At 71.8% G+C, this 15,570-nt stretch carries 16 protein-coding genes; 7 read left to right on the top strand and 9 right to left on the bottom strand.

Going from position 1 to position 15,570, the window contains the following annotated elements:
* Positions 1 to 215 precede the first annotated feature (215 nt).
* Positions 216 to 635: an organic hydroperoxide resistance protein gene (locus ACGFYN_RS35045; RefSeq protein WP_393869971.1), complete on the top strand. Its 420-nt coding sequence runs from the start codon at positions 216 to 218 to the stop codon at positions 633 to 635.
* An 89-nt stretch (positions 636 to 724) separates the two neighbouring features.
* Here the strand turns inward: ACGFYN_RS35045 and ACGFYN_RS35040 are convergent, their stop codons facing one another.
* On the bottom strand, positions 725 to 1,876 hold the full coding sequence (locus ACGFYN_RS35040) for a serine hydrolase domain-containing protein (protein WP_393869970.1): 1,152 nt from the start codon (positions 1,874 to 1,876) through the stop codon (positions 725 to 727).
* 197 nt (positions 1,877 to 2,073) lie between these two features.
* Between ACGFYN_RS35040 and ACGFYN_RS35035 the strand changes: the two genes are divergently transcribed.
* Together ACGFYN_RS35035 and ACGFYN_RS35030 are read left to right on the top strand one after the other, a co-directional pair.
* Positions 2,074 to 2,937, top strand: a complete 864-nt coding sequence (locus tag ACGFYN_RS35035) for a hypothetical protein (RefSeq protein WP_393869969.1) — start codon at positions 2,074 to 2,076, stop codon at positions 2,935 to 2,937.
* Positions 2,938 to 3,047: 110 nt separating this feature from the next.
* A complete protein-coding gene (locus ACGFYN_RS35030; protein ID WP_393869968.1) occupies positions 3,048 to 3,833 on the top strand; it encodes an EI24 domain-containing protein in 786 nt (261 codons plus the stop codon).
* Positions 3,834 to 3,850: 17 nt separating this feature from the next.
* Here ACGFYN_RS35030 and ACGFYN_RS35025 read toward each other — a convergent pair whose 3' ends face one another.
* Entirely contained in the window at positions 3,851 to 5,092 is a 1,242-nt protein-coding gene (locus ACGFYN_RS35025; RefSeq protein WP_393869967.1) for a pyroglutamyl peptidase, read from the bottom strand.
* A gap of 76 nt (positions 5,093 to 5,168) precedes the next feature.
* Positions 5,169 to 6,125 (bottom strand): LysR family transcriptional regulator, encoded by a 957-nt coding sequence (locus ACGFYN_RS35020; protein ID WP_393869966.1) that lies wholly within the window; start codon positions 6,123 to 6,125, stop codon positions 5,169 to 5,171.
* Between the two features lie 49 nt (positions 6,126 to 6,174).
* On the opposite strand from ACGFYN_RS35020, the gene ACGFYN_RS35015 reads away from it, so the two are divergent.
* Both ACGFYN_RS35015 and ACGFYN_RS35010 read left to right on the top strand, forming a co-directional pair.
* Positions 6,175 to 6,564, top strand: a complete 390-nt coding sequence (locus tag ACGFYN_RS35015) for a RidA family protein (RefSeq protein ID WP_393869965.1) — start codon at positions 6,175 to 6,177, stop codon at positions 6,562 to 6,564.
* 25 nt (positions 6,565 to 6,589) lie between these two features.
* Entirely contained in the window at positions 6,590 to 6,910 is a 321-nt protein-coding gene (locus ACGFYN_RS35010; protein ID WP_393869964.1) for a YrdB family protein, read from the top strand.
* 29 nt (positions 6,911 to 6,939) lie between these two features.
* Here ACGFYN_RS35010 and ACGFYN_RS35005 read toward each other — a convergent pair whose 3' ends face one another.
* Positions 6,940 to 7,518, bottom strand: a complete 579-nt coding sequence (locus tag ACGFYN_RS35005; protein ID WP_393869963.1) for a TetR/AcrR family transcriptional regulator — start codon at positions 7,516 to 7,518, stop codon at positions 6,940 to 6,942.
* Between the two features lie 105 nt (positions 7,519 to 7,623).
* Here ACGFYN_RS35005 and ACGFYN_RS35000 point away from each other — a divergent pair, with 105 nt between their 5' ends.
* Entirely contained in the window at positions 7,624 to 10,068 is a 2,445-nt protein-coding gene (locus ACGFYN_RS35000; RefSeq protein ID WP_393869962.1) for a beta-glucosidase, read from the top strand.
* 78 nt (positions 10,069 to 10,146) lie between these two features.
* Here ACGFYN_RS35000 and ACGFYN_RS34995 read toward each other — a convergent pair whose 3' ends face one another.
* Positions 10,147 to 11,127: an aldose epimerase family protein gene (locus ACGFYN_RS34995; protein ID WP_393869961.1), complete on the bottom strand. Its 981-nt coding sequence runs from the start codon at positions 11,125 to 11,127 to the stop codon at positions 10,147 to 10,149.
* Positions 11,128 to 11,180: 53 nt separating this feature from the next.
* Complete coding sequence (locus tag ACGFYN_RS34990) at positions 11,181 to 12,068, bottom strand: SGNH/GDSL hydrolase family protein (RefSeq protein ID WP_393869960.1); 888 nt, start codon at positions 12,066 to 12,068, stop codon at positions 11,181 to 11,183.
* A gap of 260 nt (positions 12,069 to 12,328) precedes the next feature.
* Here ACGFYN_RS34990 and ACGFYN_RS34985 point away from each other — a divergent pair, with 260 nt between their 5' ends.
* On the top strand, positions 12,329 to 12,823 hold the full coding sequence (locus ACGFYN_RS34985; RefSeq protein WP_393869959.1) for a DUF3145 domain-containing protein: 495 nt from the start codon (positions 12,329 to 12,331) through the stop codon (positions 12,821 to 12,823).
* 65 nt (positions 12,824 to 12,888) lie between these two features.
* Here the strand turns inward: ACGFYN_RS34985 and fabF are convergent, their stop codons facing one another.
* From fabF to ACGFYN_RS34970, 3 genes are all read right to left on the bottom strand, one after another.
* Positions 12,889 to 14,160: a beta-ketoacyl-ACP synthase II gene (fabF, locus tag ACGFYN_RS34980; RefSeq protein ID WP_393869958.1), complete on the bottom strand. Its 1,272-nt coding sequence runs from the start codon at positions 14,158 to 14,160 to the stop codon at positions 12,889 to 12,891.
* Positions 14,161 to 14,238: 78 nt separating this feature from the next.
* Positions 14,239 to 14,487 carry an acyl carrier protein gene (locus tag ACGFYN_RS34975; protein WP_015660680.1) on the bottom strand — a complete coding sequence of 83 codons (249 nt, stop codon included), beginning with the start codon at positions 14,485 to 14,487 and terminating at the stop codon, positions 14,239 to 14,241.
* An 82-nt stretch (positions 14,488 to 14,569) separates the two neighbouring features.
* Positions 14,570 to 15,568: a ketoacyl-ACP synthase III gene (locus tag ACGFYN_RS34970; RefSeq protein WP_393869957.1), complete on the bottom strand. Its 999-nt coding sequence runs from the start codon at positions 15,566 to 15,568 to the stop codon at positions 14,570 to 14,572.
* Positions 15,569 to 15,570: the final 2 nt, after the last annotated feature.

Genomic DNA, 15,570 nt, shown 5'->3' with positions numbered 1-15,570 from the left:
AAGTACCGCGAGACCGTCGTCGAGGGCATCGGCAACAACGTGGAGGCCTTCCTCGGCGTCCTGCGCGGCGACAACACCGGGAAGATGATCGTCAAGCTCTGACCCCTCCTGGAGCCGGCCTCTTCTGCTGATTTCCGGTATGCGGTAACTTCTTTCCGAAACCGTCGTCGATCGTGGGCGCGAGTCGCGGCGGACCCGAGGAGGAAGACAACCGCATGTCCATCCAGCAGACCGACGTCCTCTACACCGCCGTCGCCACCGCCGAGAACGGTCGCGACGGCCGGGTCGCCACCGACGACGGCAAGCTCGACGTCGTCGTGAACCCGCCCAAGGAGATGGGCGGCAGCGGCGCCGGCACCAACCCGGAGCAGCTGTTCGCGGCCGGCTACAGCGCCTGCTTCCAGGGGGCGCTGGGCGTCGTCGCCCGCCAGGAGAACGCCGACATCTCGGGCTCGACGGTGACCGCGAAGGTCGGCATCGGCAAGAACGACGACGGCTTCGGCATCATCGTCGAGATCTCGGCCGAGATCCCGAACGTCGACGCCGCCGCCGCGCGGAGCCTGCTCGAGAAGGCCCACCGGGTCTGCCCGTACTCGAAGGCGACTCGTGGCAACATCACCGTGACGCTGGCCTGACACCGCTCGTTGCGTAGGACGGGGGCCGCACCCCTGGACGTGGGGTGCGGCCCCTTCGTGCGGCCCCGGCCGTGTCGTGCCGTACGGGATCAGAGGCTCAGCGCCGCCGTGTGCGCCGCCCGCACCAGCCGCTCGTTCTCCGGCGCCGCCCCCTCCGGGCAGGCGCAGCGCCGCCGGGTGTAGCCGTAGGCGAGGCCGCTGCGGGGATCCGCGAACGCCTGTGACCCGCCCGACCCGCTGTGCCCGAACGCTCCCGCGCCCAGGAACGGGTACCAGGTCTCGGCCGTCGCCTGGAAGCCGAGACCGAAGGCCAGATGGGTGCGGGTCACCAGGTCGTGGCCGACCGAGTGGATCTGCCCGACCTCGGCGACGGCGTCCGGCTTCAGCAGCGGCGGCCGCCCGGCCACCTCGCTGATCGCCGCCGCGTACATCCCCGCCAGGCCCCGCGCGGCGGCCACCGCGCCCGCCGACGCCGGTCCTCTGGCGCGCACGCGACGGGAGTTGGGGTGGTCCGCCGGCTCGCCCGCCCCGGGCACATGCGTGTTGAAGGCGATCGAGGCGAGCATGTGCGGCCCCTGTGGCGTCGCGTCCAGCACGGCCCGCTGCTTGGGCGTGGGAGTCATCGGCTGCACGGACCGGAAGCGGGGCTCCAGGGGTTCGGGCAGTCCCATATGGAAGTCCAGTGCGTACGGCGCCCGTACGCGATCCTCGTAGACCTCCTGGAGGGTGTGGCCGGTGGCCCGGCGCACCACCTCGCCGGTGAGCGCGCCGATGACGAACGCGTGGTGGCCGAAGGCCGTGCCCGGGCGCCAGAACGGCCGCTGGTCGGCGAGCCGTTCGGCGATGACGCGGTCGTCGGCCAGCTCGGACTCGGTGAACCCGGTGTCGAGGCCGATGAGTCCGGCGCGATGGGTGAGCAGGTCGCGCAGCGTCAGCGCGGCCTTGCCCTCGGCCCCGAACTCCGGCCAGTAGTACGTCACTCTGCGATCCAGTTCGAGCGTGCCGTCCTGCACGAGCAGCGCGACGACCAGGTGGGCGGCGCCCTGCGTGGAGGCGAGCACGCCGTACAGGGAGCCGGCGTCGTTCTCCTCGCCCGCCCACAGGTCGACGACCTTCCTCCCGTGCAGATAGGCGCACAGCTGTCCCTCGTAGTCCGGCAGTTCCCCCGCGACGAACGCGGCGAACTCCTCCCGCACCGCTTCGAAGCCGGTCGCGACGGTGCCGTGAATCTCTCGCGTCATCCGTTCTCCTCAACCTCGGCCGCCGTTCACCTGTGCCGGGCAGCACGTAGATCCGTACGGGGAGGTGGGCCGGTTCGACTCAACCGCAACAACCCGGAGTTCACGTCACGGATGCCCCGGACGGCACATCCCGGACCGGCGGATGGGGGCATCCTGAGGTCGATCGCCGGCCGCCGACCGTGAGCCGAGGAGAGCCCATGGCAACCATCCCTTCGCTCCCCAGCAGGGACGACATGCTGCGCATGGCACGCAGCACCACCGACATCACCGGCCAGCTCCTGGACACGGCCGGGAACATCACGAAGATCGCCATCAACACCTTCGACCCGCGCGACGGTTCGGGCACCGAGGTGCTGCGCGTGCTGCGCGAGACCACCGCGGAACTGGCCGAGGCGAGCGCCTCGCCCCAGGCGCAGGAGGCGTTCTACCGGATCGTCGACACCCTGACCCGGCTGGGCACGAGCGGGGCGCCACTGGCGGTGCATCCGGTGAGCGAACCGGCGCAGGCGCTGCTGACCGCGCTCGGCGACAGCCTGCTGCCGGTGCTGGACGCGGTGGAGCCGGCCGTCGAGGAGTTCGCGGACGCGCTCGGCGACCTGGTCGAGGCGACCTCGCCGCTGCTGCCCGCGGCGGCGGGCGTGGCCGCGGGGGCGCTGCTCGCCGTGACGCCGCTGCTGCGGGCGGCGGCGGACGTGCTGCGCGACTCCTCGCCCGAACTGCGCCGCGTCGCCGACGCGTTGACGGCCGCGCTGGCTCCGCTGATGCCGTTGCAGGTGGCCCTCGCGGAGCGGGCGGCCGCCGCCGGGGCGGGGGTGGTCAGTGCCACGCTTCCGCCGATCGCCGATCTCGTGGAGGCGGCCGCCGCCACCACGAAGGCCGTCCGGCCGGTGCTGGTGGCGGGGGAGGAGATGCTGGTGTCGGGGCTGGAGCGGATCCAGCCGGCGCTGCTCGCCGCGGCGTCCCGGGCCGGGCGGTTCGTGCGGGCTGGGGCGGTGCGGGTGTCCGCGGCGGTGTCGCCCGCGGCGGAGCAAGGGGTGGTCGTGTCCGTCACACCGGTCTAGTGCGGTGCCGGTGCCGGGATGCCGGCGGTGCCTGCGGTGCCGTCCGGGGCTGCCGCGGGCCGGCTTCACCTCACCCGAGCCGGAGAGCGCGGCCTCGGTAGAGTTCCCCCATGCGCGATCTTGGGGCCGGCTTCAGCTACCTGCTGAAGGGCCAGCGGTGGGTGGCCCGGCATGGGAAGCAGTACGGGTTCGGGCTGCTGCCCGGGCTGATAACGCTCGTGCTGTACGCGGCGGCGCTGGTCGCGCTCGGGCTGTGGGGGGAGGACGGGGTCGCCTGGGCGACGCCGTTCGCGGACGGCTGGGCGGGTCCGTGGCAGGGACTGTTCCGCGAGTTCCTCACCGCCGTCCTGTTCGCCCTCGGCCTGCTTCTCGCGGTCGTCACGTTCACCGCGATCACGCTGCTGATCGGCCAGCCCTTCTACGAGAACCTCTCCGAGAAGGTCGACCGTGACGTCTCCCCGGACGGCACCGCCCCCGAATCCGGCCTGCCCCTCTGGCGGGAGCTGTGGATCTCGGGCCGCGACAGCCTGCGGATCGTCGTCCGCGCCCTGCTCTGGGGCGTCCTGCTCTTCGCCCTCGGCTTCCTCCCGTTCGTCGGGCAGACCGTCGTCCCGGTGATCGGCTTCTTCGTCACCGGTTTCTTCCTCACCGAGGAACTCGCCTCGGTGGCCCTGCAGCGCCGAGGCGTCGAACTACGCGACCGCCTCGCCCTGTTGCGCTCCCGCAAGACGCTGGTCTGGGGCTTCGGCACGCCCCTCGGCCTCGCCTTCCTGGTCCCCTTCGTCGCGGTGTTCCTGATGCCGGGCGCGGTCGCGGGCGCGACGCTGCTGGCACGGGAGCTGCTGGGCGAGGAGATCGAGGACGACGAGTCCGAGGACGAGCAGGTCACTTCCTGACGGTCAGTTCCTGACGGTCACTTCCGGAAGGTCGCGTCCGCCGCCACGGTGATGATCGACCGCACCTGGGCGACGATGTCCAGCCGGTTGCGCACGAACTCGGGATCGGTGATCTCCGTCGTGTTCCCGCTCGCGAACTGCAGCACGGGCGTGTGCACATGGCCGCCCGGCAGCGTGTCGTGCAGCCCCAGCCGGTCCCGCAGCAGCGTCGCCCGGTAGGCGATCTCGTTGGAGAGGTAGTCGCCGCCGCCCCCGGCCCGCGCGGTCGAACCGGGCGTCGGCCCGTCCGGCCGTACGACGGGATCGGTACCGCCCGCCGGGATCTCGGTCACCTCCGTGTGGTCGTACACCGGGAAGCGTCCCGTGTCGGCCGCCACGATCTCCTTGTACGGCAGGGTCGTCGTCGTCCACTGCGGCTGTGTGGCCGGGTCGGTCACCGGGACGGTCTCCGTCCGGCTGACGTTGTCGTTGTCCGGGAACCCGCCCCGCCAGGCCCCGTTGGTCCGCTCGACGTCGAACCGGCCGACCCGTCCCTGGCTGATGGTCGTGAAGAGGTCCACCTTCTTGAGGTAAGGCCGCAGCGTCCGTTCCACGGTCCCGTTCGCGAAGTCCTGCCAGCGCACCGGGAACACCACCGTCTCGACCCGCGCCGGACCGTGCGCGGTGTGGGTCACCGTGCCGTCCAGGGCGAGTGCGGCGGCTCCGGAGGGGTTGGAGATCCGGATGTCCCGGTCCAGCGTGAAGGGGTCGAAACCGGTGACGAGGATCCGCTTGATCGCCTTGCCGTGCGGTTCGCGGACGTCCGTCTGTCCACGCGAGGTCCGCTCCAACTCATCCAGCAGCGCTGTCCGTCGGGCGTCGGTCAAGGCGAACCGCGGCTCCCAGGTGCGCACGTCCCGGGTCAGGCCGAGTCGCGCCCAGTACAGCGGGCGGTCGTCGTCGCGGCTGAGGTCGCCGCCCGCCGGGCCCCGGCCCTGCACCCGGTCCACGGCCCGCCGCCACAGCGCCGTTCCCTCGCCCACGACGGCACGGCGGGCCTCGCCGTACGAGTGTGCCGCGCCCAACCTGGCTGCCAGGCGCTGCGCCGCGTCGTCGAAGCCGGAGCGGCGGAGGATCTCCTGGGGTGCCGCCTCGTCGAGCCGTTGCTCCTCGACGGTCGGGGAGGGGGCGGCCTGGGCCCTCGCCGTGGTCGCCGGGGCCGCGAAGCCCGCCATGAGTGTGAGTCCGAGGATGCCGATCCGAACGCGTAGGGAGTTCAAGGCCTTCGGGTCCTTCCGTCGCCGTCGTGGGGGGAGCGTGGTGCGGACGGTCGGAGTATCACCCGGGGAATGTGGTCTACGCCATGGGGCCGTTGAGGCATGTGGGAATCCTGGCCACCGCCTCCCGCAGTGCTCGGACGAACGCCATCGCGGCCGGGGACGCCGACCGGCCCCGTGCCGTCGCCGCGTACACCGCCCGCGCCGGGGCGCCCTCGTCGAGCACCGGCAGCAGGGCGACGTCCGGGCGTACGGACTCGGCGGCCAGGGCCGGGACCAGGGTGACGCCCAGGCCGGCGGCGACGTACCCCTGCTTGGCGGTCCACTCGCCGACGACGTGCGCCACGCGCGGGCGAAAGCCCTGGCGCAGCGCCGCGTCCAGGAGGGTGCCCTCGGGGCGGGGGCTGCCGGATATCCAGTCGGCGTCGGCGAGTCGGCCGAGGCGTACCGGGTTCTCGCGAGCGGCCAGGGGGTGGTCGGCGGGGACGGCGACGTACAACGACTCGTCGAGGAGGTGGTGCAGTTCGTACGCGTCCAGGGGTGCCCCGCCGGTGGTCGAGACGACCGCCAGGTCGAGGTGGCCCGTACTCAGGCGGTCCAGGAGCCCGGGTGTGAAGCCCTCCTCGCGGGAGATCCGGACGTGGGGGTGGCGGGTGCGGAACGCGGCCAGCGCGTGCGGCACCAGGGCCGCGTCGGCGGTGGCGAACGCCCCGAACCGCAGCCGTCCGCCCGCCACCTCACGCAGCGCCCTGAGTTCGCGGGCGGCGCCGTGCAGCGTGTCGACGACCGTCCGCGCGTGCGGGACGAGCACACGGCCGGCCTCGGTGAGGCGTACGCCGCGCGGCAGCCGGTCGAAGAGCTGGGTGCCGCCCAACGCGGCCTCCAGCGTGGCAACTTGACGTGACACGGCGGACTGGGTCCAGCCGAGCCGCCGCGCCGCCACCGTGAACGAACCGGTCCGGGCGACCTCCAGGAACACCCGCAGCCACAAGGTGGACAGATCCGGTTCGTGATGCGTGTTCGGCATGGCAGCCATGCTAGACATTCGCTTGTGACATCTCGCGGTGCCCGCCTAGCGTCGGCGTATGAAGGTCACCCTGGACAATCCGCCCGCCGCGCCGCAGCCCGCCAGCCCCTACTACTCCCAGGTCGCCCGCGTCGAACACGCCGACGGCAGCGCCCTGTTGTTCGTCTCCGGCCAGATCGCCGAGGGCGACACGCTCGCGGAGCAGACGCGCGGCATCTTCGAGGGCCTCACCGCGCTGCTCGCGGCGCACGGCGCGACCCTGGAGCACGTCATCAGCATCCGCTCGTACCTGACCGACATCGAAAAGCTCCAGGAATACGGCGCCGTACGGCGGGAGTTCCTCACCGGGACGCCGCCGACGAGCATGACCTTCGAGGCCGCCCGGCTCTTCCGTCCCGAGGCGCAGATCGAGATCGAGGTCGTCGCCGCCGTGCCCGCAACGGAGTGATTGCTTCCGGGCGATACTGCCGCCCATGAAGGCTGCGAACCTCGGCGTCCTCTTCCTCATCGAGCTCGGCGCCCTCGCGGCCGTCGGCCACTGGGGCTTCACACGTGACGTGGCGACCCCGCTCACCTGGCTGCTGGGCCTCGGAGGGCCGGCCGTACTCGTCGTGCTGTGGGCGCTGTTCGGCTCGCAGAAGGCCACGTACAAGACGCGCGGTGCGGTCCGCGTCGGCTTCGAACTGCTCTGGTTCGGGACCGGCGTGGCCGCGCTGTGGGCCGCCGGGGCGACGGCATGGGCGATCGCCTTCGCCGCCGTGTGCGCCGCCAGCAAGACCCTCGCGGTCATCTGACGCCAGTAGCGGGGTGGTTCAGGGGTGGTTCAGCTCTCCTCGCCCAGCAGCGCGAGGAAGTCCCGGAACGCGCCCGGCATGTCCACCGACTCCGGGTCCAGGAGCCACTGGTACTGCAGGCCGTCCATGACCGCGACGAGGAGCGGGGCCGTGCGCTCCGGGGTGAGGCCGTTCGGCAGCCGCTCGCCGTACTCGGCGCGCAGCACCCCCGCCATGCTCTCGCGCACCTGCCGGTAGCGGTCGGTGAAGTACTCCCGCGCCGGATGGCCCTCGGTGACGCTCTCGCCGAGCAGCGCGGAGAAGGTCTGGATGATGCCGGGCCGCATCGCGTTGTACTCCACCAGCGAGGCCAGCAGGTCGACCCGCCACTGCGTGGCCGGCACCGCGTCCCACTGGTCGCGCTCCTCGAGCACGGCGACCAGCAGCGCCTCCTTGGTCGGGAAGTGGTGCAGCAGCCCCTGCTGGGTGAGCCCGACCCGCTCCGCGACCGCGGCCAGGCTCGTGCCGCGGTAGCCGCGTTCGGCGATCACCTCCAGCGCCGCCCGGACGATCTCCGCCCGCCGTTCCTCGCTCCTGACCCTGGCGTTCATGGCGTCACCGTACGGCATCCGTCATCACTCGATATTACGGCACGATAACGAAACCTACCGCGTTACAGGTAACGGGTGCACGATGTGTCCCAGCACGACAGGACTCGACGAGGAGGCATCCCGATGGCGGGAAACCCTGGAACCTCTCCGGCCGACCAGGCGCGCGAGACCGCCGTCGAGGCGGCGCTCGGCAAGCTGGACCTGGACGCGAAGACACGGCTGCTGGCCGGCCAGGACACCTGGTCGCTGCCCGCCCTTCCGGAGATCGGCCTGCGGTCCCTCGTCATGTCCGACGGCCCGATCGGCGTCCGAGGAGTGCGCTGGACCGCCGACGACCCGTCCGTCGCACTGCCGTCCCCGACCGCGCTCGCCGCCACCTGGGACCCCGAACTCGCCCGCCGCGCGGGCACGTTGCTCGCGCAGGAGGCCCGCCGCAAGGGCGTGCACGTGCTGCTCGCCCCGACCGTCAACCTGCACCGGTCCCCGCTCGGCGGCCGCCACTTCGAGGCGTACAGCGAGGACCCGTATCTCACCGGTGTGATCGGCGCGGGCTATGTGAACGGCGTGCAGGCCGGCGGCGTCGGCACCACCGTGAAGCACTTCGTCGCCAACGACGCCGAGACCGACCGCTTCACCGTGAACAACCTGGTCTCCGCGCGCGCCCTGCGCGAGCTGTACCTCGCCCCCTTCGAGTTCATCGTCGAGAACGCCCACCCCTGGGGCATCATGACCGCCTACAACACGGTCAACGGCACGACGATGAGCGAACACCGCTACCTCGTGAACGAGGTCCTGCGCGGCGAATGGGGCTTCGACGGCTACAACGTCTCGGACTGGACCGCCGCCCGCTCCACGACCGGCGCGATCCAGGGCGGCCTCGACGTCGCCATGCCCGGCCCGCACACCGTCTACGGCGCGCCCCTCGCCCAGGCCGTGCGGGACGGCAGGGTCGAGGAGGCCACCGTCGACGAGGCCGTACGCAACGTGCTGCGGCTCGCCGCCCGCGTCGGTGCCCTGGAGAGCGCCGAGCCGGCCGTCACCGACCTGCCCGCTGCCGTCGACGGCACCGCACTGGCCCGCGAGATCGCCCGCCGCGCCTTCGTCCTCGTGAAGAACGACGACCGGGTGCTGCCGCTGAAGCCCGGCACGGTCGCCCTCATCGGCGCCGCCGCCCGTGACGCCCGTGTCCTCGGCGGCGGTTCCGCCACCGTCTTCCCCGCCCGTGTCGTCGCCCCGCTCGACGGCCTCACCGCCGCCCTGCCCGAGGGCACGCTCAGCTACGCCGTCGGCGCCGACCCCACCACCGAACTCGCCGTCGCCGACAAGGGGTTCGCGCTGCGGGCCGTGTGCCGGGACGTGGAGGGCAGCGTCATCGGCACCGGATCGGCCCCCAACGGCGCGATCCAGTGGATGGGTTCGGACCTCCCCGAGGGCGTCACCCACGAACGGCTGCACACCGTCGAGCTGACCGGCACCTTCACCCCGCGCGAGAGCGGCCCGCACACCTTCGGCACCAAGGGCAGCGGCCACTTCACCCTCACCGTCGCCGGCACCACGTACTACGACGAGGTGCAGCACCCGGCCGAGGGCGGCGACCGCTTCGAGGCGTTCTTCGGCGCCCCGGTGCCCCGTGCCCAGGTCGAACTGGCCGCGGGCGAACCGGTCGAGGTCTCCCTCACGTTCGTCGTCGCGCTCCCGGACGACATCCCCTTCAAGGTCGTCGCCTTCGCCCTGTGCCACCAGGCGCCGCAGCGGGACGCCGACGAGCTGATCGCCGAGGCCGTCGAGGCCGCCCGCGCCGCCGACACGGCCGTCGTCGTGGTCGCCACCACCGAGCGGGTGGAGTCCGAGGGCTTCGACCGCAAGGACCTCGAACTGCCCGGCCGCCAGGACGACCTGGTCCGCGCCGTCGCCGCCGCCAACCCCCGCACGGTCGTGGTGGTCAACTCCGGCTCCCCGGTGGAACTGCCCTGGCGCGAGGACGTGGCCGCGGTCCTGCTCAGCTGGTTCCCCGGCCAGGAGGGCGGCGCGGCCCTCGCCGAGGTCCTCACCGGGGCGCACGAGCCGGGCGGCCGCCTGCCCACCACCTGGGGCTCCCTCGCGGATGCCCCGGTCACGCAGGTGGTGCCGGAGAACGGCGAACTCCCGTACACGGAAGACCTCTTCATCGGCTACCGCGCCTGGGAGAAGGCGGGCCGGACACCCTCGTACCCCTTCGGCCACGGACTCGGCTACACCGACTGGACGTACGACTCCGTCGAGGTCGACGGCACGACCGCCAAGGTGCGCCTGCGCAACACCGGTGAGCGCCCGGGCCGCGAGGTCGTCCAGATCTATCTGGCCCCGGCCGCGACGGACCCCGCACGTCCGGCGCGCCGGCTCGCCGGCTTCGCGGGCGTCCAGGCCGGGCCCGGCGAGTCGGTCGAGGCGGTCGTGGACCTGCCGCGCCGCGCCTTCGAGGTCTGGGACGAGGCGAGCGGCGCCTGGTCGTTTGTGAAGGGTTCGTACGAGATCCAGGTCGGGCGCTCGATCACGGACCGCAGGATCACGGTGACGATTAACGTCTGACCCGGGACGAGCACCCCGCGAACAGCCCCGGCCCGGGACCTGACCCCTGGGCCGGGGCTCGTCACGTGCGGCGCCCGGTCAGCGGGCGGCGAAGCGGTACGTCGTCCGGGACCTGAACACCTCGCCCGGCCGCAGCACCGTGCTCGGGAAGTCCGGCCGGTTCGGGGAGTCCGGGTAGTGCTGGGTCTCCAGCGCGATGCCGTCGCCGGGGGCGAAGGGCTCGCCCAGGTGGTCCGCGGTGTAGAGCTGCAGTCCGGGTTCGGTGGTCTCCACGGTCACGACCCGCCCGGACGCGGGGTCGTGCAGCTCGGCGACCTCACGGGGGGTCTCGGTGACCCCGCCGTCGAGCGCGAAGTTGTGGTCGTAGCCCCCGCCGGTCTTGCGCGCCTGCCGGAAGTCGAAGCGGGTGCCCGTCACGTCGGCGAGGCCGCCGCTCGGGATCAGGTTCTCGTCGACCGGGGTGAAGCGGGAGGCCGCGAGCCGCAGTTCGTGGCCGCCCGCGTTCCCCGAGCCGCCGAGGTTGAAGTAGCTGTGGTTGGTCAGGTTCACCACGGTCGGCGCGTCCGTGACCGCCTCGTACGCGATCGCCAGCGCGCCGTCCGCCTCCAGCGTGTACGTCGCGGAGACCTCCAGGCGGCCCGGGAAGCCCTCCTCGCCGTGCGGGCTGACCCGGCTCACCCGCAGCCCGTGCGCCCCGTCCGCAAGCGGCGTCACGTCCCACACCCGCTTGTCGAAGCCGCCGTCGCCGCCGTGCAGGGAGTTGGGGCCGTTGTTCCGCGCGAGCGCGTAGAGCGCGCCGTCCAGCGGGAAGCGGCCGCCCGCGATCCGGTTGGCGTACCGGCCGATCAGGGCGCCCAAGTACGGCTCCGGGTGCGTGAGGTAGCCGTCCAGGTCGGCGAACCCCAGCACCACGTTCCCGGCGCGCCCGTCCCGGTCCGGGACCTCGAGCGACTGCACGATCCCGCCGTACGACAGGATCCGGACCCGAACGCCCGCCCGCTCCAGGGTCCAGCGGTGGACCGGAGTGCCGTCGGAAAGTGTGCCGAAGAGTTCGTTCATGTTCGGAACTTTAAGTCACGCCCCTGTGCGGTGCCGTCCCCAGGTGGCTGGTCTCAGGCCCTCTTCGCGGTGACCTTGCGGTAGGCGATCTCCGCCAGCCGCGCCTGGCCGTTCACACTCGGGTGGAACCAGTCCCACTTGCTCAACTGCTCCGTGCCGAAGCGGTAGTCGTAGACCGCGCCGTCGTCGAAGCGGCACCGGCGGTCCTTCGCGCAGACCTCCTTCAGCACCGTGTTGTACGCCTCCACCCGCTTCTGCACCGTGTCCCGCCGCAGCGTCGCCGCCGAGTCCAGCGCGTCCGCGTCACTCAGCATCGAGGGGCAGATGCCGAGCTTCCACACCTGCTTGCCCAGCGGGTTGGTGCGCCCCTGCGACCACAGCCGCTTCAGGTTCGGCACGCTCGCCACGTACACCTGCGTCCTGGGCAGGGACTCGCGCAGCGTGCTCAGCGCGTCCTCGAAGTCGGCGCGGAAGCTCTCCACCGACGTCATGGCCGAGGTGCTGGCCCGGCAGGCGTCGTTCGCCCCCGCCATGACCGTCACCAACTGGGGCCGGCGTGTCGCCGCCTGGGCCATCTGGCCGGGCAGATCCGCCATACGGGCCCCCGTCACCGCGTAGTTCCAGCTGCTTCCGGCCGCCCGCGTCCTGCCCAGCAGCCGGACCGCGAGGCTGTCCACGTCGGAGCTGGTGCCGGTCGCCCAGGAGACCTCGGGGCAGTCCGACAGGACCGTGCAGGCGTCGAAGCCACGGGTGATGGAGTCGCCGACCGCGGCGATCGAGCGGGGGCTGACGTCCCACGCCGGTGTCGGCTTCGCCTTGTGCGCCGAGGTGCTCGCCGGTCCGGAGGAGTTGCCACCGACGGCGTCGCACCCGGCGAGGCCCAGCACGGTCGCCGCCACGGCGGCGAGAACGGTCCGTGAGCGGCGGCTTGTCTTCCGCATGCGCCGAAGATCCCCTCGGTAGTCGTACGAACGTGTCCCCCCATGACAACGTGCGAGGGTTCCCGATCCACGCCCTCCTGGAACGGTTCACACCCGTACAAGCGTCCTGCCGGGTGAATGGCGGACGTTTCAGCGCATCGGGACCGACGGTACGTCACACTCCTTGCGCCGCCGCACGGTAGCCTCGCCATCATCGACGTGGCTGCCCGGCCACGCGACCGCAAGTTCGCCAGATCGACCTGCTCTGCCCGGAGGTGCCGGTGACGACACGTGGGGTTCTGTACGTGCACTCCGCGCCGCGCGCGCTGTGCCCGCACGTCGAATGGGCCGTCGCCGGAGTGCTCGGCACGCGCGTCAACCTCGACTGGATCCGGCAGCCCGCCGCGCCCGGCACCTGGCGCTCGGAGTTCTCCTGGCAGGGCGAGGCCGGCACGGCCTCCAAACTGGCCTCCGCGCTGCGCGGCTGGCAGCTGCTGCGCTTCGAGGTGACCGCCGAGCCCTGCCCCACCGCGGAGGGCGAGCGCTACAGCTGCACGCCCGACCTCGGCATCTTCCACGCCGTCACCGGCATCCACGGCGACATCCTGATCCCCGAGGACCGGCTGCGCGCCGCTCTGACCCGCGCCCAGCAGGACGAGACGGACCTCGAGGCCGAGATCGCCAAGCTCCTGGGCAAGCCGTGGGACGACGAGCTGGAACCTTTCAGATACGCGGGCGAGGGAGCACCGGTGCGCTGGCTGCACCAGGTCGTCTGACCGCAGGGACACATGAAGGGCCCCCACCGTCCGGTGGGGGCCCTTCAGTTGCGTACGGGCGCCGCTCAGATCGTGCGGAAGGCCAGCACCACGTTGTGGCCGCCGAAGCCGAACGAGTCGTTCAGCGCGGCGATCCGGCCCTCGACCGGGAGCTTTCGGGCCTCGCCGCGGACGATGTCCGCGTTGGCCTCGGCCTCCGGGTCGAGGTTCTCGACGTTGATGGTCGGCGGAGCGACCCGGTGGTACAGCGCGAGGATCGTCGCCACGGACTCCACGCCGCCCGCGCCGCCCAGCAGGTGACCGGTCATCGACTTCGTCGCGGAGACCGCCATGTGGTCGGCGTCGTCGCCGAACACCTTGCGCAGCGCCTTCAGCTCGGCCACGTCACCGGCCGGCGTCGAGGTGGCGTGCGCGTTGACGTGCACGATCTCGGCGGGGTTCAGGTCCGTGCGCTCCAGCAGATTCTGCAGGGCGTGCGAGATGCCCTTGCCCTCGGGCTCCGGCTGCACGATGTCGTGGCTGTCGGCGGAGATGCCCTGGCCGACCGCCTCGGCGTACACCCGGGCACCGCGCGCCGCGGCGTGCTCGGCGGACTCCAGGACCAGGACGCCGGCGCCCTCGCCGAGGACGAAGCCGTCACGGGCCACGTCGTAGGGGCGGGAGGCGCCCTCGGGGTTCTCGTTGTTCTTGGACATCGCCATCATGTTGCCGAACGCGGCGATGGGCAGCGGGTGGATCGCCGCCTCCGTGCCACCCGCGACGACGACGTCGGCGCGGCCGGTGCGGATCATCTCGATGGCGTAGCCGATGGCCTCGGCACCCGACGCGCACGCGGAGACCGGCGTGTGCACGCCCGCACGGGCGCCCACCAGCAGGCCCACGTTGGCCGACGGGCCGTTCGGCATCAGCATGGGGACGGTGTGCGGGGAGACGCGGCGGACGCCCTTCTCCTTGAGCACGTCGTACTGGTCGAGCAGGGTGGTCACGCCGCCGATTCCGGAGGCGATGACGGCACCGAGGCGGTCCGGGTCGATCTTGTCGTCCTCGCCGGCCTTGTCGGTGAAACCGGCGTCCCCCCAGGCCTCCTTGGCCGCGATCAGTGCGAACTGCGCGGAGCGGTCCAGCCGGCGGGCCTGCGGCCGGGGAATGACCTCGGTCGGCTCCACGGCGACAGGCGCGGCGATGCGGACCGCCTGCTCGGCGGCCCACTCCTGCTCGAGGGGCTTCACGCCGGACTTGCCGGCGATCAGACCTTCCCAGGTAGAGGCTGCGTCGCCACCCAGCGGTGTGGTTGCGCCGATACCGGTGACGACCACAGTGCGATTGGTCGGGCTCACGGGAATTCTCTCTCCAACGGATCGGGATTCAGCGGCGCCACCGCCGGGTGGCGGGGCAAGGCAACCGGACCTGGAAGATCAGGCCTGGTGCTTGAGGATGTAGTCGGTCGCGTCGCCGACCGTCTTGAGGTTCTTGACGTCCTCGTCGGGGATCTTGACGTCGAAGCGCTCTTCGGCGGCGACGACGACCTCGACCATGGACAGCGAGTCGACGTCCAGGTCGTCGGTGAAGGACTTGTCCAGCTGGACGTCCTCAACCGGGATGCCGGCGATCTCGTTCACGATGTCGGCGAGACCGGCGACGATCTCTTCCTGAGTGGCGGCCATGTCAGGCGCTCCTTCTTTGTGATCCAGAGGGTTTGGCAGTGTGTCCCCGTCCCGGATCAGGTGTCGATCCGGCACGGAGTGCCTAGGGGAGGGTAACGACCGTCGCGGCGTACACGAGACCCGCCCCGAAGCCGATGACGAGCGCGGTGTCGCCGCTCTTCGCCTCGCCGGTCGCCAGGAGCCGCTCCATCGCGAGCGGAATCGAGGCGGCCGAGGTGTTGCCGGTGGTGCGCACGTCACGCGCGACCGTGACGTGCTGCGGCAGTTTCAGCGTCTTCACCATCGAGTCGATGATGCGCTCGTTGGCCTGGTGGGGAATGAAGACGTCCAGGTCGTCCGGGGTGATCCCGGCCGCGTCCAGCGCCTGCTGGGCGACCTTCGCCATCTCGAACACGGCCCAGCGGAACACCGCCTGGCCCTCCTGCGTGATCGCAGGGAACTTGTCCGTGGAGCTGTCGTAGTCGTTCCACGCCACGGTCTGCTTGATGGTCTCCGACTTGTCGCCCTCGGAGCCCCACACGGTCGGGCCGATGTGCGGCTCCTCGGCCGGGCCCACCACGACCGCGCCCGCGCCGTCGCCGAACAGGAAGGCCGTGGCACGGTCCTCGAGGTCGGTGAGGTCGGACAGCCGCTCCACGCCGATGACGAGGACGTACTTCGCCGAACCCTCGACGATCATGCCCTTGGCGAGCGTGAGGCCGTAGCCGAAGCCGGCGCAGCCCGCCGAGATGTCGAAGGCGGCGGCCTTGGCCGTGCCGAGCTTGTCGGCGATCTCGGTGGCGACGGCCGGGGTCTGCTTGAAGTGCGAGACGGTCGAGACGATCACGCCGCCGATCTGCTCGGCGGAGATCCCGGCGTCGGCGATCGCCTTGCCGGAGGCCTCGATCGACATCGCGGCCACGGTCTCCTCGTCCGAGGCCCAGTGCCGGGTCTCGATGCCGGAGCGCGAACGGATCCACTCGTCGGAGGAGTCGATCTTCTCGAGGATCACCTCGTTCGGCACGACCCGGGTCGGGCGGTAGCCGCCGACGCCGAGGATGCGCGCGTACGGGGCGCCCTTGCTGGGCTTGATCTTCGACATGT

The organism is Streptomyces sp. NPDC048419 (genome assembly GCF_043200415.1).
In the GTDB taxonomy this organism is placed as follows: domain Bacteria; phylum Actinomycetota; class Actinomycetes; order Streptomycetales; family Streptomycetaceae; genus Streptomyces.
The sequence above is the reverse complement of the archived record's forward strand: the minus strand, read 5'-3'. Positions and strand labels throughout refer to the sequence as shown.

What these genes read in the sequence shown, in the direction of transcription:
- ACGFYN_RS35045 (WP_393869971.1), top strand. Translation starts at nt 216, where the DNA reads ATGTCCATCCAGCAGACCGACGTCCTCTACACCGCCGTCGCCACCGCC.
- ACGFYN_RS35040 (WP_393869970.1), bottom strand. Translation starts at nt 1,876, where the DNA reads ATGACGCGAGAGATTCACGGCACCGTCGCGACCGGCTTCGAAGCGGTG.
- ACGFYN_RS35035 (WP_393869969.1), top strand. Translation starts at nt 2,074, where the DNA reads ATGGCAACCATCCCTTCGCTCCCCAGCAGGGACGACATGCTGCGCATG.
- ACGFYN_RS35030 (WP_393869968.1), top strand. Translation starts at nt 3,048, where the DNA reads ATGCGCGATCTTGGGGCCGGCTTCAGCTACCTGCTGAAGGGCCAGCGG.
- ACGFYN_RS35020 (WP_393869966.1), bottom strand. Translation starts at nt 6,125, where the DNA reads ATGGCTGCCATGCCGAACACGCATCACGAACCGGATCTGTCCACCTTG.
- ACGFYN_RS35015 (WP_393869965.1), top strand. Translation starts at nt 6,175, where the DNA reads ATGAAGGTCACCCTGGACAATCCGCCCGCCGCGCCGCAGCCCGCCAGC.
- ACGFYN_RS35010 (WP_393869964.1), top strand. Translation starts at nt 6,590, where the DNA reads ATGAAGGCTGCGAACCTCGGCGTCCTCTTCCTCATCGAGCTCGGCGCC.
- ACGFYN_RS35005 (WP_393869963.1), bottom strand. Translation starts at nt 7,518, where the DNA reads ATGCCGTACGGTGACGCCATGAACGCCAGGGTCAGGAGCGAGGAACGG.
- ACGFYN_RS35000 (WP_393869962.1), top strand. Translation starts at nt 7,624, where the DNA reads ATGGCGGGAAACCCTGGAACCTCTCCGGCCGACCAGGCGCGCGAGACC.
- ACGFYN_RS34995 (WP_393869961.1), bottom strand. Translation starts at nt 11,127, where the DNA reads ATGAACGAACTCTTCGGCACACTTTCCGACGGCACTCCGGTCCACCGC.
- ACGFYN_RS34990 (WP_393869960.1), bottom strand. Translation starts at nt 12,068, where the DNA reads ATGCGGAAGACAAGCCGCCGCTCACGGACCGTTCTCGCCGCCGTGGCG.
- ACGFYN_RS34975 (WP_015660680.1), bottom strand. Translation starts at nt 14,487, where the DNA reads ATGGCCGCCACTCAGGAAGAGATCGTCGCCGGTCTCGCCGACATCGTG.
- ACGFYN_RS34970 (WP_393869957.1), bottom strand. Translation starts at nt 15,568, where the DNA reads ATGTCGAAGATCAAGCCCAGCAAGGGCGCCCCGTACGCGCGCATCCTC.